Source organism: Lacticaseibacillus sp. 53-4 (genome assembly GCF_016861805.1).
In the GTDB taxonomy this organism is placed as follows: Bacteria; Bacillota; Bacilli; order Lactobacillales; family Lactobacillaceae; genus Lacticaseibacillus.
Genome location: NZ_BOLT01000024.1, coordinates 11,902 through 33,279, shown reverse-complemented (window position 1 = coordinate 33,279; position 21,378 = coordinate 11,902). Strand labels below are relative to the sequence as shown.

Below are 21,378 nucleotides of genomic sequence, written 5' to 3'. Positions count from 1 at the left end.
CCTTTTCGCCTCTCGACAAGACGAATCCTCCAAACTCAGGACAGTGTGTTGCTATGTAAGCCGCTAAGGAGGACGATGATATGCTCAAAGAACAAGAAAAGCAAATATTTGACGGCCTTGGGCGGCCAATTAAGACCTTGGCTAAGGGTGTTCGCTACAAGATGGTTGATCACGGGTATTACACAACAGCCTTGAAGCCAGGTGAAACAGATGCGATAAGGCCGGTACTTCCAGATGAGGAACAACGTTACTTGGATGCAAAGCTGAAGCTCAAAAGGATGCAATAGAAAAGAGCGCCTGGCTGATTGGATAGGCTGTTGGATAAATCGCGAGGATATGGGGGAGATAGAAATGAAAAAGGCGACAATCACGGCAGGAAGTCTGATCCTAATGACAGCACTGACGCTTACGGCCTGCGGGGCAAAAACCACAGCCCAGACAACCACCAATGATGATACAACGGTTGCGATAGAGACTCTGAAAAAGAATGTACGGGGTCTCTTCGAGAACAAGCTGTACGAGCTCCCAAGTAAGCACGTTACTGAGGCTAAGGTCGCTGCTGCAAGCAAGCAGTACAAGAAAGTCTACAAGCTCCGTGGTGATCTAACCAAGAGTCAAAAGAGGACATTGAAGTTAAGTAAGAATCGCATTGCAGCAATTAAGCACGTCATTGCTATTCAAGCCAGCATCAAAACTGCACTAGGCGACAAGCAAGTGATCACGGATGCGAAGTATGACAATACCACTCTGTCTACGCAATACGCCGCTGTGGCGAAGACATTGCCAAAGTATTCTAAGACCATCAAAGCAGATGTTGATTTAATTGATGCAGAAGTAAAAGCCGTTAAGACAGTGACCGCTGCAACTACTGGTGATCCTGATCAGCAAAAGATTGACGCGGCGGCCACAGCCATCAAGGCTGTTAATGTGAAGGCATTTGCGGATTATTGGTTGCCGAAGTTGCCAAAAGAAGCGGCGGATGGCACAGTAACCAAGACCGATGGAACTGTGGCTGAAGTTAAGAACCCAACGCCAGCGCAGCAAGCCCAAGCCGCTGCTAAGAAGAACACTTCAGTAGGGACTACGGCCTCAAGCGGTAGCCAGACTGCTACACGAACAACGGGGCGGACGACCACCAGTAGCACCACAAATTCGCGGCCAGCAGCCTCAAGCTCGCATAGCTCAACAAACCGTCCTTCTACTGGGGGTTCAACTGGATCCAGGAAGGCTACCAAACCACAACCTGCTAAGAAGCCACATGCGCCAGAAGCTGGGTGGAATGTCTCCAATGGCGTTTGCTCAACAATGCAAGCGGCAATGGCCGCAATGAACAAAGCTTTAGACAGAGAACTTGATGCTGGTAGAGCTCGCATAGCGCATGCATACTCCGTTCCATATCAGGACGGGACTATGATGTATTCGTGGGAGTTCACAGACTAAACAATTCATCTGATTTGCCTGACAACTAGTCAGGCTTTTTTTGTGGGGAGAAAACTATGACAAGTATCCGTGCACCATCATTGATTGTAGGCTGTTGGTTAGACTTTCAAGAGAGGAGAACAAAAAATGTTTAAAGAGAAAAGGTGTCCTTGGGGGCACATCATACATTGGCTAGGAATTGGGGCCGGCGTCGTCGCTGGTCTTTTTTTGTCGGGAAAAATTGTCTCTGCTCAGCCGGTCAAGGCTGCGACGATTTACGTTGATCCTAACATGCACATTTCCTATCAGTCATCCACGTGGACTCAAAATGGCAAAACAATTAAAGACAACGGCTATTGGGGGACCCGAGTGGGCAATGCTTCCGGGCCGGTGGCCTTCTGTATTCAGTTAGGCACGCCACTAGGCCAAACCGGAGGAATTAGCGGTTATAAGCAATATAATCAGTCTGGCACGTTACAGAAGAAAATATCTGCAATTGCATATTACGGGTATCAAAAGCAAAAGTCTTTGAAGAACCAGATGGCGACCAATTACATGATTTGGGAGGCACTGGGTGGCAAGCCGAAGTCCATGGGCGGAACACTTTCGATGAGTCAGTACAATACGTTCAAAAAGAATGTTAATGCTAAGGTGAACACCTTTATGGGATTTCCATCGTTCACAAACAAGCAAATCACCCTCAGCGTAGGACAAAGCGTAACCTTGACAGATACAACTGGTAGATTCGCGAATTTTGCAAATTCTCCGTACACAAATGGTGCCAAGGTGACGGCTTCAAAGAGTGGCAATAAATTGACTTTAACCGCTAATGCTAAATCAACTGATGGGACTATTTCCTACATTCCCAGTATTGACAAAAACTACGTTGGTACACCGATTTACTTCACACATCCGACCAAGCAAAATGTAATGTGGCCGTTGCTAGACCCAATTTCGGCACGTACTCTGGTTACTGTGAAGGTCATTAAGAACGTTAGTATTCATCTTCAGAAATACGACATTTCCACCGACCCAGGTAAGAATGATCCATTGGCTGGCGTGACCTTCCATTTCACTAAGGATGGTAAGAGCTATGGTGACTCCACCACGGATGCCAAGGGCCAGATCAGCCTCAATAAGAGCGTCTCTGAAATGGCTGGTAACTGGACGTATCAAGAAACTAAGACGGTCAATGGCTTCAAGTTGGATTCTACGATCAAAAAGTTCAGCGTTGCCTCAACGGATGCTGGCAAGACCATCAATCTGACTGCCACTAACGAACGGGTTCCGGAAACGATTCATACCACGGCTACCTCAGAAGATGGTACTCACATTCAGGAACCACACAAGCAAGCGACCATCACTGATCGCGTGCAGTACGAAAACGCCGTGATCGGCAAGAAGTACACCGTAACTGGTGTGCTGATGGATAAGAACACACGTGAAGCGTTGCTTGACGACAATGGTAACAAGGTCACCAAGTCCGTTTCGTTCACGGCCAAGACTACTAGCGGGTACATCGCAGTGCCATTCACGTTTGATGCTCACTTGCTGGCAGGGAAGACTGTTGTGGCCTTTGAAACACTGTCACGTGACGGCCGCGAGGTTGCGGTGCACAATGACATCGAAGACGAAGGTCAAACAATCATCTTCTCCACACCAAAGATGGGCACCACGGCGACTGACTTAGACGGCTCACATGACGTCCTGCCAGATGCTGATCTCACAATCAACGACGTGGTGGCTTACCATGATTTGATTGTTGGCAAGACCTATACCATTAAGGGCCAACTGATTGATAAGGCCACAGGTAAGGTCGTTCTTGACGCTAAGGGCAACCAAATTACTGCTGAAAAGACGTTCGTCGCTGACAAAGCCGACGGGTCGGTTACCATGACTTACACCATTGATACTTCTAAGGCAATGGGCAAAGAATTTGTTGTTTTCGAAGATCTATACCGTGACAACAATCTGATTGTTCGCCACGCTGACATCAACGATGAAGGCCAGACCGTCAAAGTGGTTACCCCAAAGGTTCACACGACGGCTACTTCCGACGAAGGCGACAAGCAGGTGATGCCGGAAGTTGACGTCACCATCAAAGATGCTGTCGCGTACAGCAACCTGGTTGTCGGCAAGCACTACTCCGTGACCGGCTACCTGCACTATACGGATGGCTCTTTTGTCCTTGATGCGAAGGGCGAAAAGATCTCCAAGACGGTTTACTTCACCGCTGAGAAGACCGAAGGCACCATCGACGTGACCTTCACGGTTGATGGCCGCCTGTTGGCGGGCAAAGACGTGGTTGTGTTTGAAAACCTCTACCACAACAACAATCTAATGGCCTTTCACGAAGACGTGAACGACAAAGACCAGACCGTTCACTTCCCGAAGATCGAGTTGCACACTACGGCAACGGATTCTGAAGGGTCCAAGGAAGTTGTTCCAGAAGAAAAGGTAACCGTTAAGGATGCTGTGGCTTACCACAATCTGATTGTTGGCAAGACCTACACCGTCAAGGGCTACCTGCACTACACCGACGGATCGTTCGTTAAGAACGCCGACGGCTCCAAAGTTTCCAAGACCGTGACCTTCAAAGCCGAAAAGGCTGACGGCACGATTGACGTTGAATTTGTCGTTGACGGCCGCGCTTTGGCTGGCAAGGACGTTGTGGCTTTTGAGTACCTCTACCACAATGGTAAGCTGATTGCTTCTCACGAAGACATCAACGACAAAGACCAAACCGTTCACTTCCCGAAGATTGAGCTGCACACCACAGCGACCTCTGACGGCAAGAAGACGGTGACTGCTAGCCGGAACATGACCATTAACGACGTTGTTGAGTTCAACGACCTCGTGGTTGGCAAGACCTACACCGTCAAGGGTTACCTGATGGACAAAGCCACTGGCAAGCCGGTTCTGATCAACGGCAAGAAAGTGACGGCTGTAAAGACGTTCAAGGCTACCGCAAAGGACATGAAGGTGACTATGACCTTTACGTTCGATGTCAGCTCCCTTGGCGGCCACGACGTGGTTGCTTTTGAAGACCTCTACCACGATGGTAAGCTGATTGCGAGCCACGCTGACATCAACGACGCGGGCCAAACGGTTCACATCGCGCCAGCACCAAAGCTGACCCAGACTGACGACTCCCTGAATGGCGCACTGCTGGCCTTGGGTGTGGTTGCGCTGATTAGTGCTGCGGGTATTGCCTTCTACCTGCTGCGTAAGCGGGCTTAGTCAATGCAGCGTAAACGTTGGCCGGTAGTTATCATACTAATCTTGCTGATCCTTATCGGCATGGCTTTGATCCTATGGCAGCCGGCCCAAGAGGCCAGCAAGGGCCAACGCGCACGGAGTGATGGTCAGCAACTCATCAACTCACTCAAGAAGGGCAAACAAGTGTCCCATACGCGGGCGAAACGGGCCGACACGGCCGTTTCAATCCCGTCAGTAGGAATTGACCTGGCTATCTACAAAACCGATGCTGGGCTCAATTACGGGGTGCTCGCGGAGCTCGCCCGGGTTAAAGCGAACACCAGCCCTGGTGACAACAACTACGTCCTCGCAGGGCATAGTTCATACGTCCCTGGGGTTTTATTTGCCAATCTGTTCCAACTGACGACCACCCAGGGTTACGTTCGGAATGCGAACGCGCCCTACCGACCGTCAGACTACAAAGGCGGTACCGGCACCGGCGGTCTGATTTACGTGTACACGCTTGAAGGCAAGTACACCTATAAGGCCGACCGGGCATATACGGTTGAAGGTAGCGATGCTTCGATCCTTAGTGATCCAGCAGCCGGATCCGCCAAACAGATCCACCTGTTTACTTGTCCGCGAGTTGGGTACAATCACCCGGCGTTTCGATATGTAGTCCAGGGGCACCTAGTCAAGGTGAAGTCTACAAAACTTGGCCTCCAAAAGCACCTTGACACGTCTCTAACGGCTTCTGATCCAACCGCGTATCGCGTGGGGACGTTGACAAGCGATTAAGTACCACCACCGCCACCGGGACAGCGTCTGCGCCTGCTGACGCTGCCAGGGTTCGACTCCCTGGGGCGGCCTTGCACTAGAGTCTATAAATTAGAAGGAGGAGTAAATAATGCTTTTAATTGAAATTTCCATGACTGATAAGCAATGGAATAAGGCGTTGAGTCAAATAATTACAGATACCCATGTTGTGATCAGTAAGCGTAAATACTATACGAAATATCAGCAAACGGTCAAAAGATTAGAAGTCACTCGCATTGCGCGTAAGAGTTGAGTATGATGGTTAAGACAAGGAAAAGCCGGACGGTGGCTAGCTTCAATCGAGAGATGGGAGTGATGCCTATGGTTCTTTTGGGTTGTTGCTCTGAAAGGAGCACGCATGAGCGTTTTCGAAGCGTTGTCGCTGATGATCGCTTTTGGCGGTTTAATCGTGGCAATCATGAAAAATGACGCAAAAAAATAACCGTCCACGCCTGGCAGCCAGCGACGGTTATGATTCATTGTAATCTGAACGGCTAGTCACCGGAGCAATCCGGCCTTGCCTTGCCGGTGGCGCTTGGCGTCATCGGCATTTTGTTCGCCCTAAGTATATCACGACCAGGTCTTGCTGACAAAGCACCCACTTTCAACTAGCAAATTGCGCTGTGAGTGGTAGTCTGGAGTACGGAATCTTGTTGATCTTGCCACCAGCTGTGTGATCGTTGTCATCACGGTAAGCTAAGGTTCGACTCCTTAGGATGACATTGGTAGGTAGCTGCCCCGCTACCTGTCATGCTTCAACGATTTCCTCATTTTATATACCCAAGTGCCTCTACTTCTCCCCCAAGAGAACAAAGTAGGAGCGCGTTGCTGCCACCGGCTTACCCCTGCCAGGAGTATGGCCAGGGTTCAACTCCCTGGGGCAGTATAAGCTACTGATAGGCTGATAAAGAATCACCAATAGTATAAAATGTTGTATATGAACAACGAAAGTAGGGTGAGACAGTGAGATTGCAAGATAAGACGGTCAGGGTCTTTGCACGACTTGACCCCAAGACCAAAGCGGACGCCGAGGAAGCACTGGCAGATATGGGCTTTACCGTGACTAGCGCCATCACAGTCTTTCTGCGTCAAGTTGCACGGGACAAAAAGTTCCCATTTACGCCTGATACCGGCTACCTGGCTGAGATTGGTTTAGACAACAAAGGCAGGAAGAAGAAGCAGCAGAAGAAGTAAGACTACAAAGGCCCTCAATCGAGGGCCTTTGCTGTACCCGGAAAACTAAGGTTCGACTCCTTAGTACAGCTTAGGCAAAGTTCATAGATTTTCTTGGCCCCTTCTGCCCGAAGGGGCTTTTTGCTGTCACCGGTGTTTCAGTTCAGGGTTCGACTCCCTGGGGCAGCGTCGGTCCAATGGACCGCAGTCTTTTGATGGAAAGGAGGTGGAACGCACATGGAGAAAGGAGTGTATGTTGATGAACGTTTTTTGGCGCGTGAGATTGGCACCAGCGGTGAGGACAGAGAGGGGAACGAAATTCTGTTTGTACGCGTGAAGAAGAGTTTCTTCAGCACGAACCCGGAGGCGGAGAAGCTGATGGTACCAGGTGTTCTGCTCGCGATTGGTCACGTAGTCCCGCAAATTACACGACCGGCTGGATCCTACCAAAAGCTGGGTTACCTGGCGGCACTTGAGGTACACCGCATCAGTAAAGCGCCAGATGGGGACTGGCTGATTGAAGGCTACCGAGGCACGCATTATCGAAGGGAGTTTGTGTGATGGCTAAAGTCTTGAAATTAGATCCAAGAACCGCATCCGTCGTTGATCGCGGTGCTAACTGGATCAGAGTAACGATTTATGACTCAGGCTTCGGGCAACATATCGAAGCGGGTTATCGTGCTGTTTTAAAGACCGGCTGGTGGGCTGATCCTGAACTGATGGAGCTTGGAGAAATCCAAGAAACCCGTCCAGTAAGCCGCCGTAAGGTCGAATTGCTAATCGTGAATTAGAAAGGAGCGGAAGAATGGCAAATCGCGCAGAACAGAACCAAAACAAGCGCCTTGCTAGTGCCATTTTGGCGGCAAAAGGCGTCAAGATGGATGACTGGCTTAATGACAAGTACCAGGAAATTATTACCGAGAATACAAATTTGTTAATCAAGTCTATGGCCGCCCAGGCCAAGCAACCAGTCCAAGAAGCAAAACAGGAGGATCGCTACGATGGATAGAATTATTCAAGCATTGCAGTTTATTTCGGCCGCAGTCGGCACGATTGCTGGTTCATACGCAGTTGTGAAGCTAGGTCTTTACGGGATTGCCTACATGACCAAGAACCGGCAAAAGGTTGAGGAAGCCAAGGACGGCTTAACTAACGTTGCTATTGGCCTATTTATTGCCATCTCAGCCGGTGCCATTGTGGCCTGGTTGAAAACCGTTTAACACACTGAGGGGGTGAGTAGCGATGTATGTGTTGTTGAAACGCAGCCGCTTTGCCTGGCCTTTCTTTTCTAAGTTCTCCAAAGTGCGCCGTTACTCACTGCACGAGGCGGAGAAAACTATCCGGGAAACGAACCATGCTTGCCTGGATAATCACAAAAAGCTGGTCGTTGAGATCAGCATTCATAATGAGTCGGATGACGAGCTACTTTTTCGTGACGTCATTGAGCTTGGCACCGGTGAAGCCTATCTTGGAAACTTGTTGGCACTTGTTCAGCACACCTTCAGGGAGGTGCTGGATAACGTGTCGTCTGATGATGCTCAGCGGTTCATCGTTTCACTGCAAAGTGCCCTGGTCGCCGAAGCGGCCCCTGTCCTACTGACCGACAAAGAGTCAACCGAGGCCGCAACGGATGAAGCACCTGGGCAGGATCAAAGTTCCAGCTCCGAACCCAATCCGAGTGCTTCGCATGATGCGCAAGAGCCACCCGATCCACAACCCGAACCTTCTACTGTCCGCCCTCAACCCGCTCCAACGCGCGAGAGTATGCAAAATAGGCGCACAGCAGAGAAAAAACGCCAGCCGACCAGACAAGCGCCAGACATGGGGGCATTGTTCAGCAAGTACAAACGTGCCCTTATCGTGTTTGGCGCGGCTGTGCTACTTGTTGTTGGGGCGGTTGGTTCGTATCGTTTCTTTTTCTCGCCAAAGGCAGCCCCACAGCCAATCTATCAAACGCTAGTCCGCAATGAGAAATATCTTCAGGCGGGCCAGGCATATCCAGAGAAACGTGCTGCAATCGAAGCAGTTTTGGTCACTGATGGCACCACCTCAGGCCTAGCTAAGTTTCAGAGCAAATATCCATGCGCTAACGGTAAGTTTGACTTGGCCTATGCAAGAAAGAAATATCAGGCCGTGATTAGTGCCAGTCAAAAGGCAACCATGAGCCGTGTTCGTAAATCGAAATTGGCAGTGGCTTACCTCAAAACAAAGCAGTTTGAACAGGCCGAGATTGTGAACCGGGACCTGAACGACCAGGATCTGCAAAGCCTGATCGCGATTGGCTACATTCAGACCGGCCAGTTTGACCAGGCTAAACGACTCAACGCGGAACTGAAAAACAAGACGATTGATCAGGCGATTCAAACCGGTGAAACCTATCAAAAGGCGGCGGCCCATTTTCAGGCTATCGCAAAGGACACAAGTAAAAGCGCTGCTGAGCGGGCACAAGCCAAAGCCAGTGCAGCATCATTTCAACATCAACTAGAAACGTTAGGAGAGTGAAAGTAATGGCACAAGAACCAGAACAACAAGAAAAGAAGTCCCGCCGCAAAATCCTTGCGGCTGTTTTAATCTCTACTGCTGTACTTGGCGGCGGCGGTTACGGCATTTATTCCGCCGTGACAGGCCCTTCACAGCAGTCAGCCAAGACCACGAAAACGACCACCAAGAAGAAGCACAACTCGGTTAAATCGGTCATTGAAGACGCAGCTAAGGGCGACGCGGCAGATAGCAATGATGGCAGCGTTAAGTCGATTGTACAAAGCGCCTTTCCGACGCTGGCAGCAAGCGATGAAACCGGCGTAGCTGGTGTATTGCTGGATAACGGTGTGCAGAAGCTGGCCGACGCCCTTAACTCTGATCAGACCAAAGGGCTTGTGGCGCTGGCAACGGATGCCACCAAGCCAACACCAGAACCGATTGAGCCAGCAACACCGGAGGTGCTTCCTGGTGGAGACAGCGGTACGTCCGGCAATCAGCCTGGAACACTTCCTGGTGATGGCGGTCAAACCGGCGGTGGCACTGATGGTGGCAATTCAGATTCTGGTGAAACCACACCTGGCCAGGCACCATCCATCAGTGCGCCTGCGACGATGACGGTGCACAAGGGGCAGGAGACAGTCAACTTCCGGCTTGGCGTTACGGCTAGCGACCCAGAAGATGGCGATTTGACTAATGCGATTGGCTATACGACCACGCTTGATAAGAACACGCCAGGCACGTATAGCGTTACTTACTCGGTAACAGACAGTGCGGGCCACACCGTCTCGGTCACGCGTGAAATCACAGTGATCAACGATAAGCCTTCTATCGTGTTCCTAAACGATAATCCGGTTGAGGTTGGCACGACCTTTGATGCCTTGAAAGATGTTAGCGCTGATGACTATCAAGACGGCGATTTGACAGGCAAGGTCACCGCTGATGGTAAGGTTGATACGACGACTCCTGGTCAGTATGAACTGACCTACTCTGTAACAGACAGCGACGGGCAGACGGTCACCAAGCAACGCACAGTCACGGTATACGCTGACAAGCCAACCATTGACACTACCGACCAGAACACGAGCGTAGCAATCAACACTAACTTTGATGCCCTTCAGGACGTCAAAGCAACCAGCAAGTATGGCGAAGCTGACCTCAAGGTTGACGGCAGCGTCGATACCAGCAAGCCTGGCGAAAATAAGCTGACCTACACGGCAACTGATAAATTCGGCCAGACAACGCCGAAGACCGTGACCATCAACGTTACCGCCGACAAGCCAAGCTTGGATGTTTCTGGCGTGGCTACATCGCTTAAAGTAAGCGATCAGTTCGATGCAATGGCTAGTGTGACGGCAACAAGCCCTTACGGCGAAGCTAAGGTCACGGTAGATGGCAGCGTTGATACTAGTACCCCAGGCGAATACAAACTGACCTACACTGCTACCGACAAGTTTGGCCAGACTACTACCAAAGACGTCACAGTGACGGTTGTTGCGGATGAAAGTGCTGCACCAGCACAGAAGGGATAAGCATGACAAAGATGATGAATGACATGACCGTGATGGGTCGTGTAATGCCGGAAACAAAGACTAATCAAAGCAATGAGCGGACATACGTGAATGGGTTCTTATTGAATGAACGGAGCTATGACACCGGCCGGGGTGAAGTCAACAAGGTACCTTTCACCTTGTCAGGTGAAGCGGCTGATCGGTTCCTGAAAGAGGCCGATCCTGGTGCCGTGATCGTCGTCAATGGCTACTTCCAAAGCAGTGAGTTCAAGCGCGATGACGGCAGCCAAGCCATCTCCTATCGTTTTCGGGGCTATGACTTCTACCGGGTCTATCAACCTGGCGAGGTTGGTAAGCCGCTGCAACAGGCCATTCAGCCTGAATTTGAGCAGCACCCTGATGCCCCAAAGCAGGAACCGGCACCAGAGCAGCAGCAAGCCCCACAACCACCAGTTCCACCGGTACAGCAAGCGCCTGAACCGCAGTCTAAGCAGCCAGCCCAGTCACCTTATCAAGGCTGGTAAAGGAGGTTCCTTATGGATAACGATTTAATCATGTTGGTTTCAGTAGAGGGCCAGAAAGTCGTTGGTGAGGAGGTTGCAACCGGCGACAGGCTGGTCGTTAAAGTCACCCCAGAGCGCGCAGAAGTCTTGAAGGACATCATGACGGAAGCGGGGACGGAAGAAGACACTCAGTACGATGAAGACGGGCCGGAGGGACAAGATGCCGTTGAACCCGAAAGCCCTGCTTATCTAACGCGGGAGGGATTTTTGACGGAGGTGATTAGCTAATGCCTGCAAAAAAGAGTTACACCCGCAAGACGAAAGAGCAGATCCAGGCTGAGGTTAAGAAGGTTGTCGAAGATGCTTTGCCAAAGATCCGTCTACAATCAACGACTCCTGAAGAACGCAAGGCTTTTCTGGACTTCATGGCTACCGGCTACCGGTATTCAACACGCAACATGGCGCTTATTCAATCCCAGTACCAGGGCGCGCACCTGGTAGGGTCTTTTCAATTTTGGAAAGATAAAGGCTTTTCGGTACAAAAAGGTGAACACGCCATCAAAATTCTGGTGCCTCACGAGTTCAAAATCTATCGAGATCCGGCAACTGACAAGTATCTGACCTACGATAAGCTCACCCCAACGTTAAAGGCGCAATTAAAGACTGATCCTAATTCGGTCAAAACACTGAAAAGTCAATACTTTAACCTGGGTAACGTGTTTGACGTTCTTCAAACCAACGCAAAGCCTGAAGATTATCCTCAGCTATACCCGAACAAGCCGTTTGAGTTTGATAACCCTGACCCGGAGGGAACTAAAAAAGCTATTTCCTTGATCAAAGGGATTGCCGAAAAAGAGGGCGTGGCTGTGACTAGTCCTGAGACGACTGGTTTTCCTACGTTTCAGCTTGGCGCGGCCAAAGGTGCGGCAATCAGCACAGAGGGAAGCCCTAAGGAAATCGTGATGAAGAAAGGCCTGTCTGACACTGAGTATGCGGCAACGCTCATTCATGAATTAGCTCACGTCAAGATGCACAATACCAAGCACGCATCCGCATCGAAGTTTTGGAATATGAATGATCCAGAATCAAGCAAGTATAGGGACATTAAGGAGTTTCAGGCGGAGATGACCAGCTATGTTGTTAGCAAGTCCTTGGGCATTGATACCACTGAGGAGTCAATGCCGTATATCGCAGGTTGGACGAAGAACCTTGAAGCAGTAGAGGGTACTGAAGAACAGCAGCAGGCCGCCATTCTAGGCGACGTGCAGCGGGTTTCAAAGAACATGATCGAAACAATACAAGACGGTCTTGCCCCGGAACAGGAGAAAAAAACCACCAAGCGAGCCAGTAAAGAAGCAGAGTTAGCTCGCGGTTAGGAGTTGAGGAAATGAAGGCAGTCAAAACAGTGGTGGCACTATCTAACGAGGCGTTCCAGCAGCGCTTGAATGATAGCGTTCTTGACCTGGAAAGTGCAGGAATGCCCGTTCTTGGCATCCAGGCCAATCAAGGCCTTTGGATCAAACAAGGGACAATCTTCTTTGAGGATAATCTATCTGAGGAACAACGCCAGTTGAGGTATGAAATGACGCACAGCAAGTTGTTGACCTGGTTTAATCTGGTAGTTGATTTGCTGCTGATCAGTGGCGCTGGCTGGCTATTGCTGAAGTTGTGGAACCGGCCACAGGTTCAAGTAGCCGTGTTAGTAGTGGTTGGATTGTTGGCTGCCGGAATTACTCTACTCGAGCTGCTTAACGCGGCGCTGGGATTCTCAGTGCGAGGGCTGGGAGTGTTTGCCCTGGCAATCGCCTTGGTGTACAAGGTGCTGGCTGGTTATCTATTGACCAACCTCTCTCCCGTTTTCGCGCTGCCGCTGGCAATCCTTCTAGTTTCAATCTTTGCGATTGGTGGGAAACCGGCGTTCAGCAAGTTAGAGATTTGGTTGCAGCACGTCGCGGTCGATCGAGGAGGTGACACGACGAAATGAATATTGACTATAAACAATGGAAAAGCCTTTTGTCGCGGCGTGATGTGATCGCCGGAACAGGGGCCTTTCTTTTATTGATTGCCTGGTGTTTTGGATGCCTGGCAAGCCATTTACTGGAATATCTGTTTACTAGCCTTTCAGCAACGATGAGCAGCTTCAATCAGGGGGGCACCGGGGCAGACTTGCCAGGGTTTGGATCCGTTTTTGCCTTTGGGCATTGGTTCTGGCCCTCCGCCACTTTACCGTATACCTGGGTGGTTTCGCTAACGGTGGCGATTTGGATGATTAAAGCGCCGAAACTGTTATATCAAATGCGCATTGCATATCGTGATATAAACCTTGGGTCAATGGGCACAGCAGCCTTTACGCCGCTCAAAGAGTTGGTGCAGCAGAGCGTTGCTGTTCCCTTGGATAATAGTGTGTATGAAGGATATTCTGGTGTGCCTCAAGTTCATATCACGCCGGTGGCAGCAACAGAGCTGGATTTACATGTTACACCGTCACGCGTGCCAGGTAAGAGCCTGGCTTTTGATGCCGTAGCGGCACGCCGTGAAAAACGGCAGCGGAAGCGCCACAATGGCCCCGTACCGGAACATGGTTATGACTTGATTGATACCAACAAGACCAACGCTGCGGTTGTTGCCGGTACACAATCAGGGAAGACACAGACCTTTACCTACCCAGTTCTTGACCTGATCATGCGGGCCAAAGAACAAGACTCTGTGATTGTCACTGACCTGAAGGGTGATATGGTCAAAAACACCAAGACCGAGTTTGAAAAACGTGGCTATGATGTCCGCGTATTCAACTTGGTCACGCCTGAGTATTCTATTGGCTATAACCCCCTATCATTGATCTGGAGCGCTTATGTAAAGGGCGACTACGATGAAGCACAGCTTTTATGCAACACGCTGAGCTATTCGCTTTTCCATAATCCGAACGCCAAAGATCCAATGTGGGAGGAAGCTTCTATTGCGCTCACCAATGCTTTAATCCTGGCAGTATGCCGGGTATGTAAAGTGAAGAACACTCCTGAACGAGTCACCATGTATACCGTTTCAGTTATGTTGAATGAACTTGGATCAAACCCGGATGAGCATGGCGATACCAAGATGGATAAGTTCTTCAGCAGCTTGGAAGTCAATGACCCCGCTAAGTTGCAGTACGGCACAATCACATTCTCACAAGGGATTACACGCGCAGGGATCTACACTGGCACGATGGCAAAACTCAAGAATTATACTTTCAGCGCTATCGGCAAGCTCACTGCTACCAATGACCTGAACCTGGTCGATATTGCTAACGGTAAGAAGCCAGTCGCTCTGTTTATTGTCTATCCAGACTACGACGACTCCAATTACTCACTCATTTCAACACTGATTAGTCAGATCTCCTACGTTCTATCAAAGACGGCGACACTATCAGCAACCTCAAGCCTTGACCGGCGAGTGAAATTCGTGCTCGAAGAAGTTGCCAACATTCCGACGATTGAAGGACTTAGCCGCTACATGAACGTTGGCTTGCAACGTGGGCTGATTTATTACCTCGTTTTTCAGTCGATTGCACAGCTCAAAGACAAGTATGGTGATCGCGGCGCCGAGGCACTTCTTTCAGCGTGTGGGAATAAGTACGATATTTTGGCCGACGGTAAAGAAGACGCTGAATACTTCTCGCACCTTTTAGGCAAGAAGACCATCATTGCGCCTAACCGCGCTGGCGATCCACTGAGCTTAGACAAGTCATACAGCGAGTCCGAACAGGCCCGCGATTTGATGACGCCAACTGAGCTAAGCCAGCTCAAGGAAGGCGAGTGGGTACTCATTCGTGGCAAACAGCGGCGTGATTTACACGCACGCGAGATTAGCGCAACGCCTATTTATGCCAATCGCAAGGACAATAGTCAAATGCTTTACCAGTATCAGTATCTGGCAAACTTTGATCATCCGCAGACCTTTGAATCGCTCAATGGCGATAAGCAGGCAACACACGCAAACACTAGTCTGCATGATCTTACTATCTCCCAGGAGGAATTTACAAAGACCGCAAAACAGCCGCTAAATCTTGACGAGCTAAAAAAGAATGAACCAACCCGATTTGAGGCACACACCAGCGACAATGTTGTCTCTAAATACCAGAAGGATGACCAGGGTAATGTGACGGTGACCCAGCAGGAAAGCGAATTTGTTAAAGCGGCAAAGAAAGCTGCGGCCGAGCAGAAGGCCGCTGATGATCCGCTCAGTGCTCAGCACGAGAATGATCAACCGCTAGCGCAAGACTTCACGGATATAATCAGCCGCGACACTACGCCGTTTAGCAAGGCCCTGGGCGTAGCTCAGCAGAACTTGGTTCTAAGCACAGTAGAGAAGCTGCTTGATAGTGAAGACAAGGCGGCCTTCTACCGTGGGGACACCGTCGGCAATATGCAAGCGTTTCTGATGCAACACCGCGCGGATCAACCGGAGTTGTATAAGGCGCTGCGAAAGATATTTAACCTAGAACAATTTGAAAAGAAGGAGGAAGCAGATGGGTGATCAACAGGTTATTCAAGTGCTACGAGCGTACAGTGACTACCTTCATGTTTCCAACCTGGTAAGTGATGGCCTAAGATACATCGGAAACTTGATTATCCTAGGACTTGCTTCACTCACGAACGTAGTCAGTGATAGCTTTCGCAGCATGTACAAGCTCCTAAATTTCTGGGAGTACAGTGGGGTTAAGAGCGTCCTGAGAACCTACAACGCTGCAATCTGGGCACTGGCGACGGTTGCCATTGCCTGGGCGGGGCTAATGTTCATACACAACAAACGAGTGGACTACCAAGAGAAGGGCAATAACTTCCTGGTAGCCCTTCTTTTGTTCTTAGGGACTACGTTCTTCATGACGCAAGCAACCAACATGGTCAACGCTGGGATTTCAAGTAAGTCTGTTGACTCACCAGTGGTGGTTTCGCTGTACAAGAGTTACATCACCGACGTTTACTCATTGGATGCAGTAGGGTGGAAGCATTCGGGCACCAAGGCCACGCTGCCAGGCGTCAATAAACAAAACTCCATCAATGATATGGGCGACGTTAAGCTGCTCAATATCAACGAGAAAGTAGACACGGGACACTGGTATGGTGGCTCCCAAGTTAGTTCTGCTGGTAACAGCATTCTGACACATCAACTTTCCAAGAACAGCAACGACAAGTGGGAATTGCACAACATGACCGGCATGTTCAAGTTCGACGATCATTACTACCGCTATTCCTGGTCGCCCTGGTATCTGTTCTTCAGTATTGGCTGTGTGTTGGCAGTGACGCTCATCACCATCTTCAAAGTCGTCAAAATCGAAATGGAGATTGGTTTCATTGGGCTGCTCACACAAGGTATCGCACTGACGGATATTGACTCAGGCAAGCGTAATCGGCAACTGATCACAAAGCTGCGTGACAGCTTTGTGGTGCTCTTTCTACTGGACGTTTTGATCCAGTTCTATTCGTTGTTCCTGGGGTATCTCAACCACGCTGGGCTAACGCCAGGCACTAAGATCCTCGCGATGATCGGCGCAGCGCTGTTTATCATAGACGGCCCTAACATCATCCAATCCATCTTTGGCATTGATGCTGGCGTTGCCTCAATGGCGCAATCTATGACCAACGTTATCCTCGGTGCGCGTGGTATTGGCGCGCTTGGGCGTGGCGCGGGCCGGGCTGCGAAAGGCGTAGCCAAGACAGCCGGTCACGTTGCTAAAGGCGGTCTTATCGCTGGAGCTGGGGCTGTTGGTGCTGGGGTGGGGCTTTTATCCAAGCCTAAGCTACCTTCTGCACCAGTGCCAGCAGCACCAGGTAAAGACGCTGCTGGCGGTAGTGAAGCACCTGAATTAGGTGCACAGCCTGGTGGTAGCGAAGATGCCCCAGAGATGCCAGCAAGTTCCGGCGGTGCAGCTACGCCAGTGGCTTCTGGAAATGGCCAGCAACAGGGTGCTATGGCTTACCGTTCACCATTAGCGGGCGGTGGTAAGGGCATTGACACTAAACCTGGCTCTGCTTCGGCAGCAGCTTTACAAGCACTAAAGAATGGCTCTGGGACTGCTCCTGTTCTACCTGGAAGGGGCGATGGACTCAAGGCTCCTAAAGTGTCGGCAGCGTCGATGCCTGGGGCAGCAGGTGAACAAGCACGCAGCGCGATGGCGGCACTGCAACACGATCAGCCACAGGCTAAATTACAACAAACCTTGGGCCAACGTGCCCAGGCTAAACTCATGGCGTCGCCGACTGTACAAACAATGCACCGGGTATATCGACAAGGTGAAAATAGTGGGGCGCTCATGCGTGAGTCTGCCGACCGTATTACCAGCCATCCAGTAGGCCATGTGTTGGACGACAACCCTAAGATTGGCCCGAACATTAACGGAAAGGAGTAGAGGTGAATGTATCATCAGGTTCAGTTTTCTAAAAAAATCAACATTAAAAATCAGTACAGCAGTCGCCTTTCTATCACGGACTTCTTTGTGATTATCGCGGCTGGTGGGGTGCCCTGGCTGGCATTCTCCCATCTATTTCCGGCAGTGTTGCAACTTCTACCGGCGATTTTGGGTGCTGTCATTGCCTACATTTTAATTTCGCCATCTGGTATTCCCGAAAAGAAGACATATCGGGTGATTTGGTTAGTGATCAGAAAGCCACGCCGGATTTACCACAGTATCGACAATCCACGGTGGGTGCGGCTGTTTAAGGAGGATGACAGGCATGGCATTTGATGCGGTATCAGTACGCAAGCAAAAAAGAGAAAAGCAATCTGCGGCCCTTGCGGACAAGAAGACAAAGGTGACTGCTATCTTTCCTGTGACTGGGATCACCGAGAAGGGCTATCTCACTCTGCGGTCTGGCATTGCGGATTACTATGCCGAGGTGTTCAAACCGAAAAAATATGACCTTGATAGGCTGACACTTGAAGAAGCAGATCAGATTGAGTCTGGCTCCTGGGAGTTTATGCGGCAATATCCAGGGTCGGTCAAAGAAGTATTTCTCAACTTTCCAGAGTCCAACAAAGCTCAGCAGCATTACTTCCGTCACTTGATTGAAACGACTCGTGATCCATTCCGACTTGAGATGCTACAACGGGAACTGCTCAACATGCAGTACCTGGAGAGCCATTATCGTAAGCTCTCAAGTTGGATCTGGGTCTTTGGCGAGTCCGTGTCGGAGCTTGAGCGGCATATCGACGCCGCCATGCAATACAGCAGCATCTACGGTTTCGAACCGACAACCACGGTAGAGAAACAAACCATGCTGCATCTAATGAATAATCCGGGGGTGATTGCTCTTGAAGAAGAATAAGAAACTAGACGACACGTTTGTCTATAACATCCAGCCGCAGGGCGGCATTGATACGCGCAATGAGTATTACACCCGGCTGGGCAACGTTTATCTGGTAAGTGTGCATGTCTATGAAATTCCAGATACGTTTACTGATTTTTGGCTGAAGGAGATTACCAGTATCAATGGCGTGACTGTGACCGTTGATTATTTCACCAATCAAAACATCAACTACAAGCGGCGGATTGAAGGATCGGTTACTGAGCTTGAGGTGCAGCGTAACCATGCTAACACCACGACTGAGCGCGATTTGATTGACCAGGAACTAGACCCGCTGCGTGACCTGAGTATCGCTCTTAACAAGCAAGGCGAGGTGATCAAGCAGGTTCATATCCGCGTTTATGTCTATGCCAGCAGCCTTGAAGAATTGAATACTAAGGTGAACCGTGTGATCGGACGCCTTGACAGCAGCGCTTACCAGGGCGCTGTTTTCTTGGATGAGAACGCCGACGAGTATCAATCCATGTTCTTGCCAATCACGGCTCAGCGGCAGCTTCGCAGCCACCGCGAGGGCTTGCCTTTAAGCGGGCAAGTTATGGGCCTGGGCTTTGCCCACAACCAAACAAGCCTGGCTGACCCTTATGGCTCGTACTTTGGCTATACACCGACGGGTGGCACTGTTTACTGGGATATGTTCCGCGTCACGCAGCAGCGCACGTATTACAACACGTTCCTGAGTGGCGACCTGGGTTCTGGTAAATCCACGTCGATTAAAAAAATGCTCTGGGAGCGAGCTATTCGTGGCGATATGGTACGTGTGTTTGACCGCTCTGGGGAGTTCGCGGATTTGGTTCATCGTTTCCGGGGCACTGTAATCAACCTTGATGGGAGCCAGGGCATGATTAATATGTTCCAGGTCTATCCAACCGCCGTTGATGAAAAGACGGCTGACGTCGACGTGACGGCTTCCTACCGTGCTCACATTGGGAACCTTTCAATCAAGTATCGGTTGGTTGATAGTGATGCTGACGCCCGGACGGCAAGCGTATTTGGGACGTTGTGTGACCAATACTACAAGTCTAACGGCTACCTGGATAAGGGCGCAGCTCCTATTACCAGCCTTGTCAGCGAAGACTACCCTACGCTGAGCGACATTGTGGCCTACATTGAGGAGCGTCGACGCGAAGAACCAGATGACCAGATGGCGAAGTATTACAACACCATTCTATTGACGCTTCGCCGCCTAGCGACGATGTATGGGCAGCTCTTTGATGGGCATTCCTCCTTACCGCCACTTCAGGATGTTCAGTTGGTGTCCTATCAACTAGATACGATTGACCAGATGGAAGAAGGCATCCAGGACTTAGCCATCTACAACGCGATCATGGACTCATACAACAACTGCATGGCGGTTGGCCGGCGCGAGAAGAAGGCTTACGATCACCGTGAGAAATCACTGGATGACGTGCAGCACTGGCTCATCATCGTTGATGAATGCCACACGATTTTGAACACCGACAAGGCATTTGCGGCCGACTTCTTCGTCAAGCTGATGTCTGAAGATCGTAAGATGTTTGGCGCTATCGTACTAGCAACGCAGCGGCTTGAGCGAATGTTTCCAAATGGGAGCAACGTTTCCGATCGTGATATGGTCAAGGCCGTTAATTCACTCAATCAGATCTACTCGCTGTGCCAGTATAAGGTGCTGCTGAAGCACGATATTTCTACCATCCAAACCGCAAAGAGCCCTGGCATTTTGCGCCGCTTATTCGGCGGCATTATGACTGAGCAGGACTTCGCAACTATTCCAAACTTCGACAAAGGCGAATGCTATTTGCTCACGGGGCCTAGCAAGCTGCACATGCAGTTCCAAGTCACTGACGATGAATTGAGGGTCTTTGCGGGGGGTGCTTGATATGGAGCAAGCCACAGCCATGAGGCGTGTCTGGATCGGGTGGCTCAGGCGTAAGTGGCTCGTGCCGCTCGTTCTCGCCGTCTCCGCACTGTTCCTTGGGCTTACGCTGATGCTTGGCGTCCTCACCTCAGTTGATGCGTACTTGGGACAGGAGGAAAGCAACGTTTCTGCTGACGCTGGTTCCGGTGGGCTACTCACTAATATGGTCTTCAACGCAGCCGTCTTTCACGCTGCCTGGGTCAAAAACTACGGGCGTGGGGTTCTTGCTGATAAGGAACAGTACACCATTGCGGCCGCACAAAAGGCTGGCGTTAATCCGGCTATCTTTGCTGCTATCATGGCAAACGAGTCTGGGTGGGGCACGAGTCATGCTGTGCGATATGACAACAATCCAAGCGGGCAAATGCGTGGCAGTCACGTCATGCACTTTAGCAGTCTTGAAAAGGGAATTGACGTTACCGCCGAAACGCTGCACAACCTTGTTGTGGTACGTGGGTTAAGCACGCTACCTGCTTTGCAAACAGCATACGCTCCAATCGGTGCCGACAATGACCCAACGAACATGAACTCAGGGTGGATAGCAAACGTCGTATCTATTGCCAAGATGTTTATGACCAAAGAGGACGCAAAGTCACTGTTTGAAGGTAAAGGTAGTAATGCCAACGTCAGTATCATGGGCGATAAGATGAGCTACTTTGACAAGGTTTATAGTGCTGCTAAAGCACAGCTTGGTAAACCCTATGTCTTTGGTGCAAATGTTTCGGGTTCTAATCCGCCTGGTTTTGATTGCAGCGGCCTAACTCAATGGGCGATGCGTAAGGCCGGGATTTCACTACCAAGAACGGCTCAGCAGCAGTATGATGCCACCAAGCGGATTAGCAAGAGTGAGGTTAAAGCAGGCGATCTAGTCTTCTTCCAGGGCACGTATGCTGGACCACGCATAACGCATGTGGCGATTGTGCTTTCTGGTACACGGATGATCAATGCCGCAGGTAAAGACGTCAACATCGCCACCTACACGTCATCTTATTGGCAGTCACACTTCGCTGGTTTTGGCAGAATAAAGTAACGGAGGATGTAAA

The 21,378-nt window shown here is 50.3% G+C and carries 23 protein-coding genes; all 23 read left to right on the top strand.

The features are described from left to right. Positions 1-80 precede the first annotated feature (80 nt). The 23 genes from JUF21_RS09235 (at position 81) to JUF21_RS12090 (ending at position 21,365) form a co-directional block, all read left to right on the top strand. Positions 81-287 (top strand): hypothetical protein, encoded by a 207-nt coding sequence (locus tag JUF21_RS09235; RefSeq protein ID WP_203664186.1) that lies wholly within the window; start codon positions 81-83, stop codon positions 285-287. A 64-nt stretch (positions 288-351) separates the two neighbouring features. Then, positions 352-1,440 carry a hypothetical protein gene (locus JUF21_RS09230; protein ID WP_203664184.1) on the top strand — a complete coding sequence of 363 codons (1,089 nt, stop codon included), beginning with the start codon at positions 352-354 and terminating at the stop codon, positions 1,438-1,440. A 207-nt stretch (positions 1,441-1,647) separates the two neighbouring features. Continuing rightward, positions 1,648-4,659: a VaFE repeat-containing surface-anchored protein gene (locus JUF21_RS09225; protein WP_203664182.1), complete on the top strand. Its 3,012-nt coding sequence runs from the start codon at positions 1,648-1,650 to the stop codon at positions 4,657-4,659. Positions 4,660-4,662: 3 nt separating this feature from the next. Next, positions 4,663-5,415 carry a sortase domain-bontaining protein gene (locus JUF21_RS09220; RefSeq protein ID WP_203664180.1) on the top strand — a complete coding sequence of 251 codons (753 nt, stop codon included), beginning with the start codon at positions 4,663-4,665 and terminating at the stop codon, positions 5,413-5,415. Positions 5,416-5,524: 109 nt separating this feature from the next. Continuing rightward, positions 5,525-5,686 (top strand): hypothetical protein, encoded by a 162-nt coding sequence (locus JUF21_RS09215; RefSeq protein WP_203664171.1) that lies wholly within the window; start codon positions 5,525-5,527, stop codon positions 5,684-5,686. Between the two features lie 105 nt (positions 5,687-5,791). Continuing rightward, a complete protein-coding gene (locus tag JUF21_RS12135) occupies positions 5,792-5,875 on the top strand; it encodes a putative holin-like toxin (protein WP_225422853.1) in 84 nt (27 codons plus the stop codon). A gap of 521 nt (positions 5,876-6,396) precedes the next feature. Beyond that, a complete protein-coding gene (locus tag JUF21_RS09210) occupies positions 6,397-6,627 on the top strand; it encodes a type II toxin-antitoxin system RelB/DinJ family antitoxin (protein WP_125582721.1) in 231 nt (76 codons plus the stop codon). A 216-nt stretch (positions 6,628-6,843) separates the two neighbouring features. Next, on the top strand, positions 6,844-7,167 hold the full coding sequence (locus tag JUF21_RS09205; RefSeq protein ID WP_203664168.1) for a hypothetical protein: 324 nt from the start codon (positions 6,844-6,846) through the stop codon (positions 7,165-7,167). Next, entirely contained in the window at positions 7,167-7,397 is a 231-nt protein-coding gene (locus JUF21_RS09200; protein WP_203664166.1) for a hypothetical protein, read from the top strand. Before JUF21_RS09205 ends, JUF21_RS09200 begins: the two co-directional genes overlap by 1 nt. A gap of 14 nt (positions 7,398-7,411) precedes the next feature. Beyond that, a complete protein-coding gene (locus tag JUF21_RS09195; protein ID WP_203664164.1) occupies positions 7,412-7,615 on the top strand; it encodes a hypothetical protein in 204 nt (67 codons plus the stop codon). Next, entirely contained in the window at positions 7,608-7,826 is a 219-nt protein-coding gene (locus JUF21_RS09190) for a hypothetical protein (RefSeq protein ID WP_203664162.1), read from the top strand. The genes JUF21_RS09195 and JUF21_RS09190 overlap by 8 nt, the downstream gene beginning before the upstream one ends. A gap of 22 nt (positions 7,827-7,848) precedes the next feature. After that, the gene (locus JUF21_RS09185) at positions 7,849-9,108 is read left to right on the top strand and encodes a hypothetical protein (protein WP_203664160.1); all 1,260 of its coding nucleotides are present in this window, start codon (positions 7,849-7,851) and stop codon (positions 9,106-9,108) included. A gap of 5 nt (positions 9,109-9,113) precedes the next feature. Further along, positions 9,114-10,616 (top strand): DUF5011 domain-containing protein, encoded by a 1,503-nt coding sequence (locus JUF21_RS09180; protein ID WP_203664158.1) that lies wholly within the window; start codon positions 9,114-9,116, stop codon positions 10,614-10,616. A 2-nt stretch (positions 10,617-10,618) separates the two neighbouring features. Then, positions 10,619-11,119 (top strand): single-stranded DNA-binding protein, encoded by a 501-nt coding sequence (locus JUF21_RS09175; RefSeq protein WP_203664156.1) that lies wholly within the window; start codon positions 10,619-10,621, stop codon positions 11,117-11,119. Between the two features lie 12 nt (positions 11,120-11,131). Further along, the gene (locus JUF21_RS09170; protein ID WP_203664149.1) at positions 11,132-11,386 is read left to right on the top strand and encodes a hypothetical protein; all 255 of its coding nucleotides are present in this window, start codon (positions 11,132-11,134) and stop codon (positions 11,384-11,386) included. After that, a complete protein-coding gene (locus tag JUF21_RS09165) occupies positions 11,386-12,474 on the top strand; it encodes an ArdC-like ssDNA-binding domain-containing protein (protein WP_203664141.1) in 1,089 nt (362 codons plus the stop codon). Before JUF21_RS09170 ends, JUF21_RS09165 begins: the two co-directional genes overlap by 1 nt. 11 nt (positions 12,475-12,485) lie before the next feature. Then, positions 12,486-13,082 (top strand): hypothetical protein, encoded by a 597-nt coding sequence (locus JUF21_RS09160; protein WP_203664126.1) that lies wholly within the window; start codon positions 12,486-12,488, stop codon positions 13,080-13,082. Beyond that, on the top strand, positions 13,079-15,613 hold the full coding sequence (locus JUF21_RS09155) for a VirD4-like conjugal transfer protein, CD1115 family (RefSeq protein ID WP_203664124.1): 2,535 nt from the start codon (positions 13,079-13,081) through the stop codon (positions 15,611-15,613). The genes JUF21_RS09160 and JUF21_RS09155 overlap by 4 nt, the downstream gene beginning before the upstream one ends. Further along, on the top strand, positions 15,606-17,486 hold the full coding sequence (locus JUF21_RS09150) for a pLS20_p028 family conjugation system transmembrane protein (protein WP_203664117.1): 1,881 nt from the start codon (positions 15,606-15,608) through the stop codon (positions 17,484-17,486). The genes JUF21_RS09155 and JUF21_RS09150 overlap by 8 nt, the downstream gene beginning before the upstream one ends. A gap of 6 nt (positions 17,487-17,492) precedes the next feature. Continuing rightward, a complete protein-coding gene (locus JUF21_RS09145) occupies positions 17,493-17,822 on the top strand; it encodes a DUF5592 family protein (protein WP_203664115.1) in 330 nt (109 codons plus the stop codon). Continuing rightward, the gene (locus tag JUF21_RS09140) at positions 17,812-18,402 is read left to right on the top strand and encodes a hypothetical protein (RefSeq protein ID WP_239061443.1); all 591 of its coding nucleotides are present in this window, start codon (positions 17,812-17,814) and stop codon (positions 18,400-18,402) included. Before JUF21_RS09145 ends, JUF21_RS09140 begins: the two co-directional genes overlap by 11 nt. Continuing rightward, positions 18,389-20,296 carry an ATP-binding protein gene (locus JUF21_RS09135; RefSeq protein WP_203664111.1) on the top strand — a complete coding sequence of 636 codons (1,908 nt, stop codon included), beginning with the start codon at positions 18,389-18,391 and terminating at the stop codon, positions 20,294-20,296. The genes JUF21_RS09140 and JUF21_RS09135 overlap by 14 nt, the downstream gene beginning before the upstream one ends. A 1-nt stretch (position 20,297) precedes the next feature. Next, positions 20,298-21,365 carry an NlpC/P60 family protein gene (locus tag JUF21_RS12090; protein ID WP_308439770.1) on the top strand — a complete coding sequence of 356 codons (1,068 nt, stop codon included), beginning with the start codon at positions 20,298-20,300 and terminating at the stop codon, positions 21,363-21,365. The last annotated feature ends 13 nt before the right edge of the window (positions 21,366-21,378 follow it).

Bases quoted from the DNA above. Each gene is read 5' to 3' on its own strand.
- JUF21_RS09200 (WP_203664166.1), top strand. From the start codon at position 7,167: ATGGCTAAAGTCTTGAAATTAGATCCAAGAACCGCATCCGTCGTTGAT.
- JUF21_RS09215 (WP_203664171.1), top strand. From the start codon at position 5,525: ATGCTTTTAATTGAAATTTCCATGACTGATAAGCAATGGAATAAGGCG.
- JUF21_RS09175 (WP_203664156.1), top strand. From the start codon at position 10,619: ATGACAAAGATGATGAATGACATGACCGTGATGGGTCGTGTAATGCCG.
- JUF21_RS12090 (WP_308439770.1), top strand. From the start codon at position 20,298: ATGGAGCAAGCCACAGCCATGAGGCGTGTCTGGATCGGGTGGCTCAGG.
- JUF21_RS09150 (WP_203664117.1), top strand. From the start codon at position 15,606: ATGGGTGATCAACAGGTTATTCAAGTGCTACGAGCGTACAGTGACTAC.
- JUF21_RS09155 (WP_203664124.1), top strand. From the start codon at position 13,079: ATGAATATTGACTATAAACAATGGAAAAGCCTTTTGTCGCGGCGTGAT.
- JUF21_RS09170 (WP_203664149.1), top strand. From the start codon at position 11,132: ATGGATAACGATTTAATCATGTTGGTTTCAGTAGAGGGCCAGAAAGTC.
- JUF21_RS09140 (WP_239061443.1), top strand. From the start codon at position 17,812: ATGGCATTTGATGCGGTATCAGTACGCAAGCAAAAAAGAGAAAAGCAA.
- JUF21_RS09180 (WP_203664158.1), top strand. From the start codon at position 9,114: ATGGCACAAGAACCAGAACAACAAGAAAAGAAGTCCCGCCGCAAAATC.
- JUF21_RS09230 (WP_203664184.1), top strand. From the start codon at position 352: ATGAAAAAGGCGACAATCACGGCAGGAAGTCTGATCCTAATGACAGCA.
- JUF21_RS09165 (WP_203664141.1), top strand. From the start codon at position 11,386: ATGCCTGCAAAAAAGAGTTACACCCGCAAGACGAAAGAGCAGATCCAG.
- JUF21_RS09145 (WP_203664115.1), top strand. From the start codon at position 17,493: ATGTATCATCAGGTTCAGTTTTCTAAAAAAATCAACATTAAAAATCAG.
- JUF21_RS09185 (WP_203664160.1), top strand. From the start codon at position 7,849: ATGTATGTGTTGTTGAAACGCAGCCGCTTTGCCTGGCCTTTCTTTTCT.
- JUF21_RS12135 (WP_225422853.1), top strand. From the start codon at position 5,792: ATGAGCGTTTTCGAAGCGTTGTCGCTGATGATCGCTTTTGGCGGTTTA.
- JUF21_RS09220 (WP_203664180.1), top strand. From the start codon at position 4,663: ATGCAGCGTAAACGTTGGCCGGTAGTTATCATACTAATCTTGCTGATC.
- JUF21_RS09190 (WP_203664162.1), top strand. From the start codon at position 7,608: ATGGATAGAATTATTCAAGCATTGCAGTTTATTTCGGCCGCAGTCGGC.
- JUF21_RS09195 (WP_203664164.1), top strand. From the start codon at position 7,412: ATGGCAAATCGCGCAGAACAGAACCAAAACAAGCGCCTTGCTAGTGCC.
- JUF21_RS09160 (WP_203664126.1), top strand. From the start codon at position 12,486: ATGAAGGCAGTCAAAACAGTGGTGGCACTATCTAACGAGGCGTTCCAG.
- JUF21_RS09235 (WP_203664186.1), top strand. From the start codon at position 81: ATGCTCAAAGAACAAGAAAAGCAAATATTTGACGGCCTTGGGCGGCCA.
- JUF21_RS09205 (WP_203664168.1), top strand. From the start codon at position 6,844: ATGGAGAAAGGAGTGTATGTTGATGAACGTTTTTTGGCGCGTGAGATT.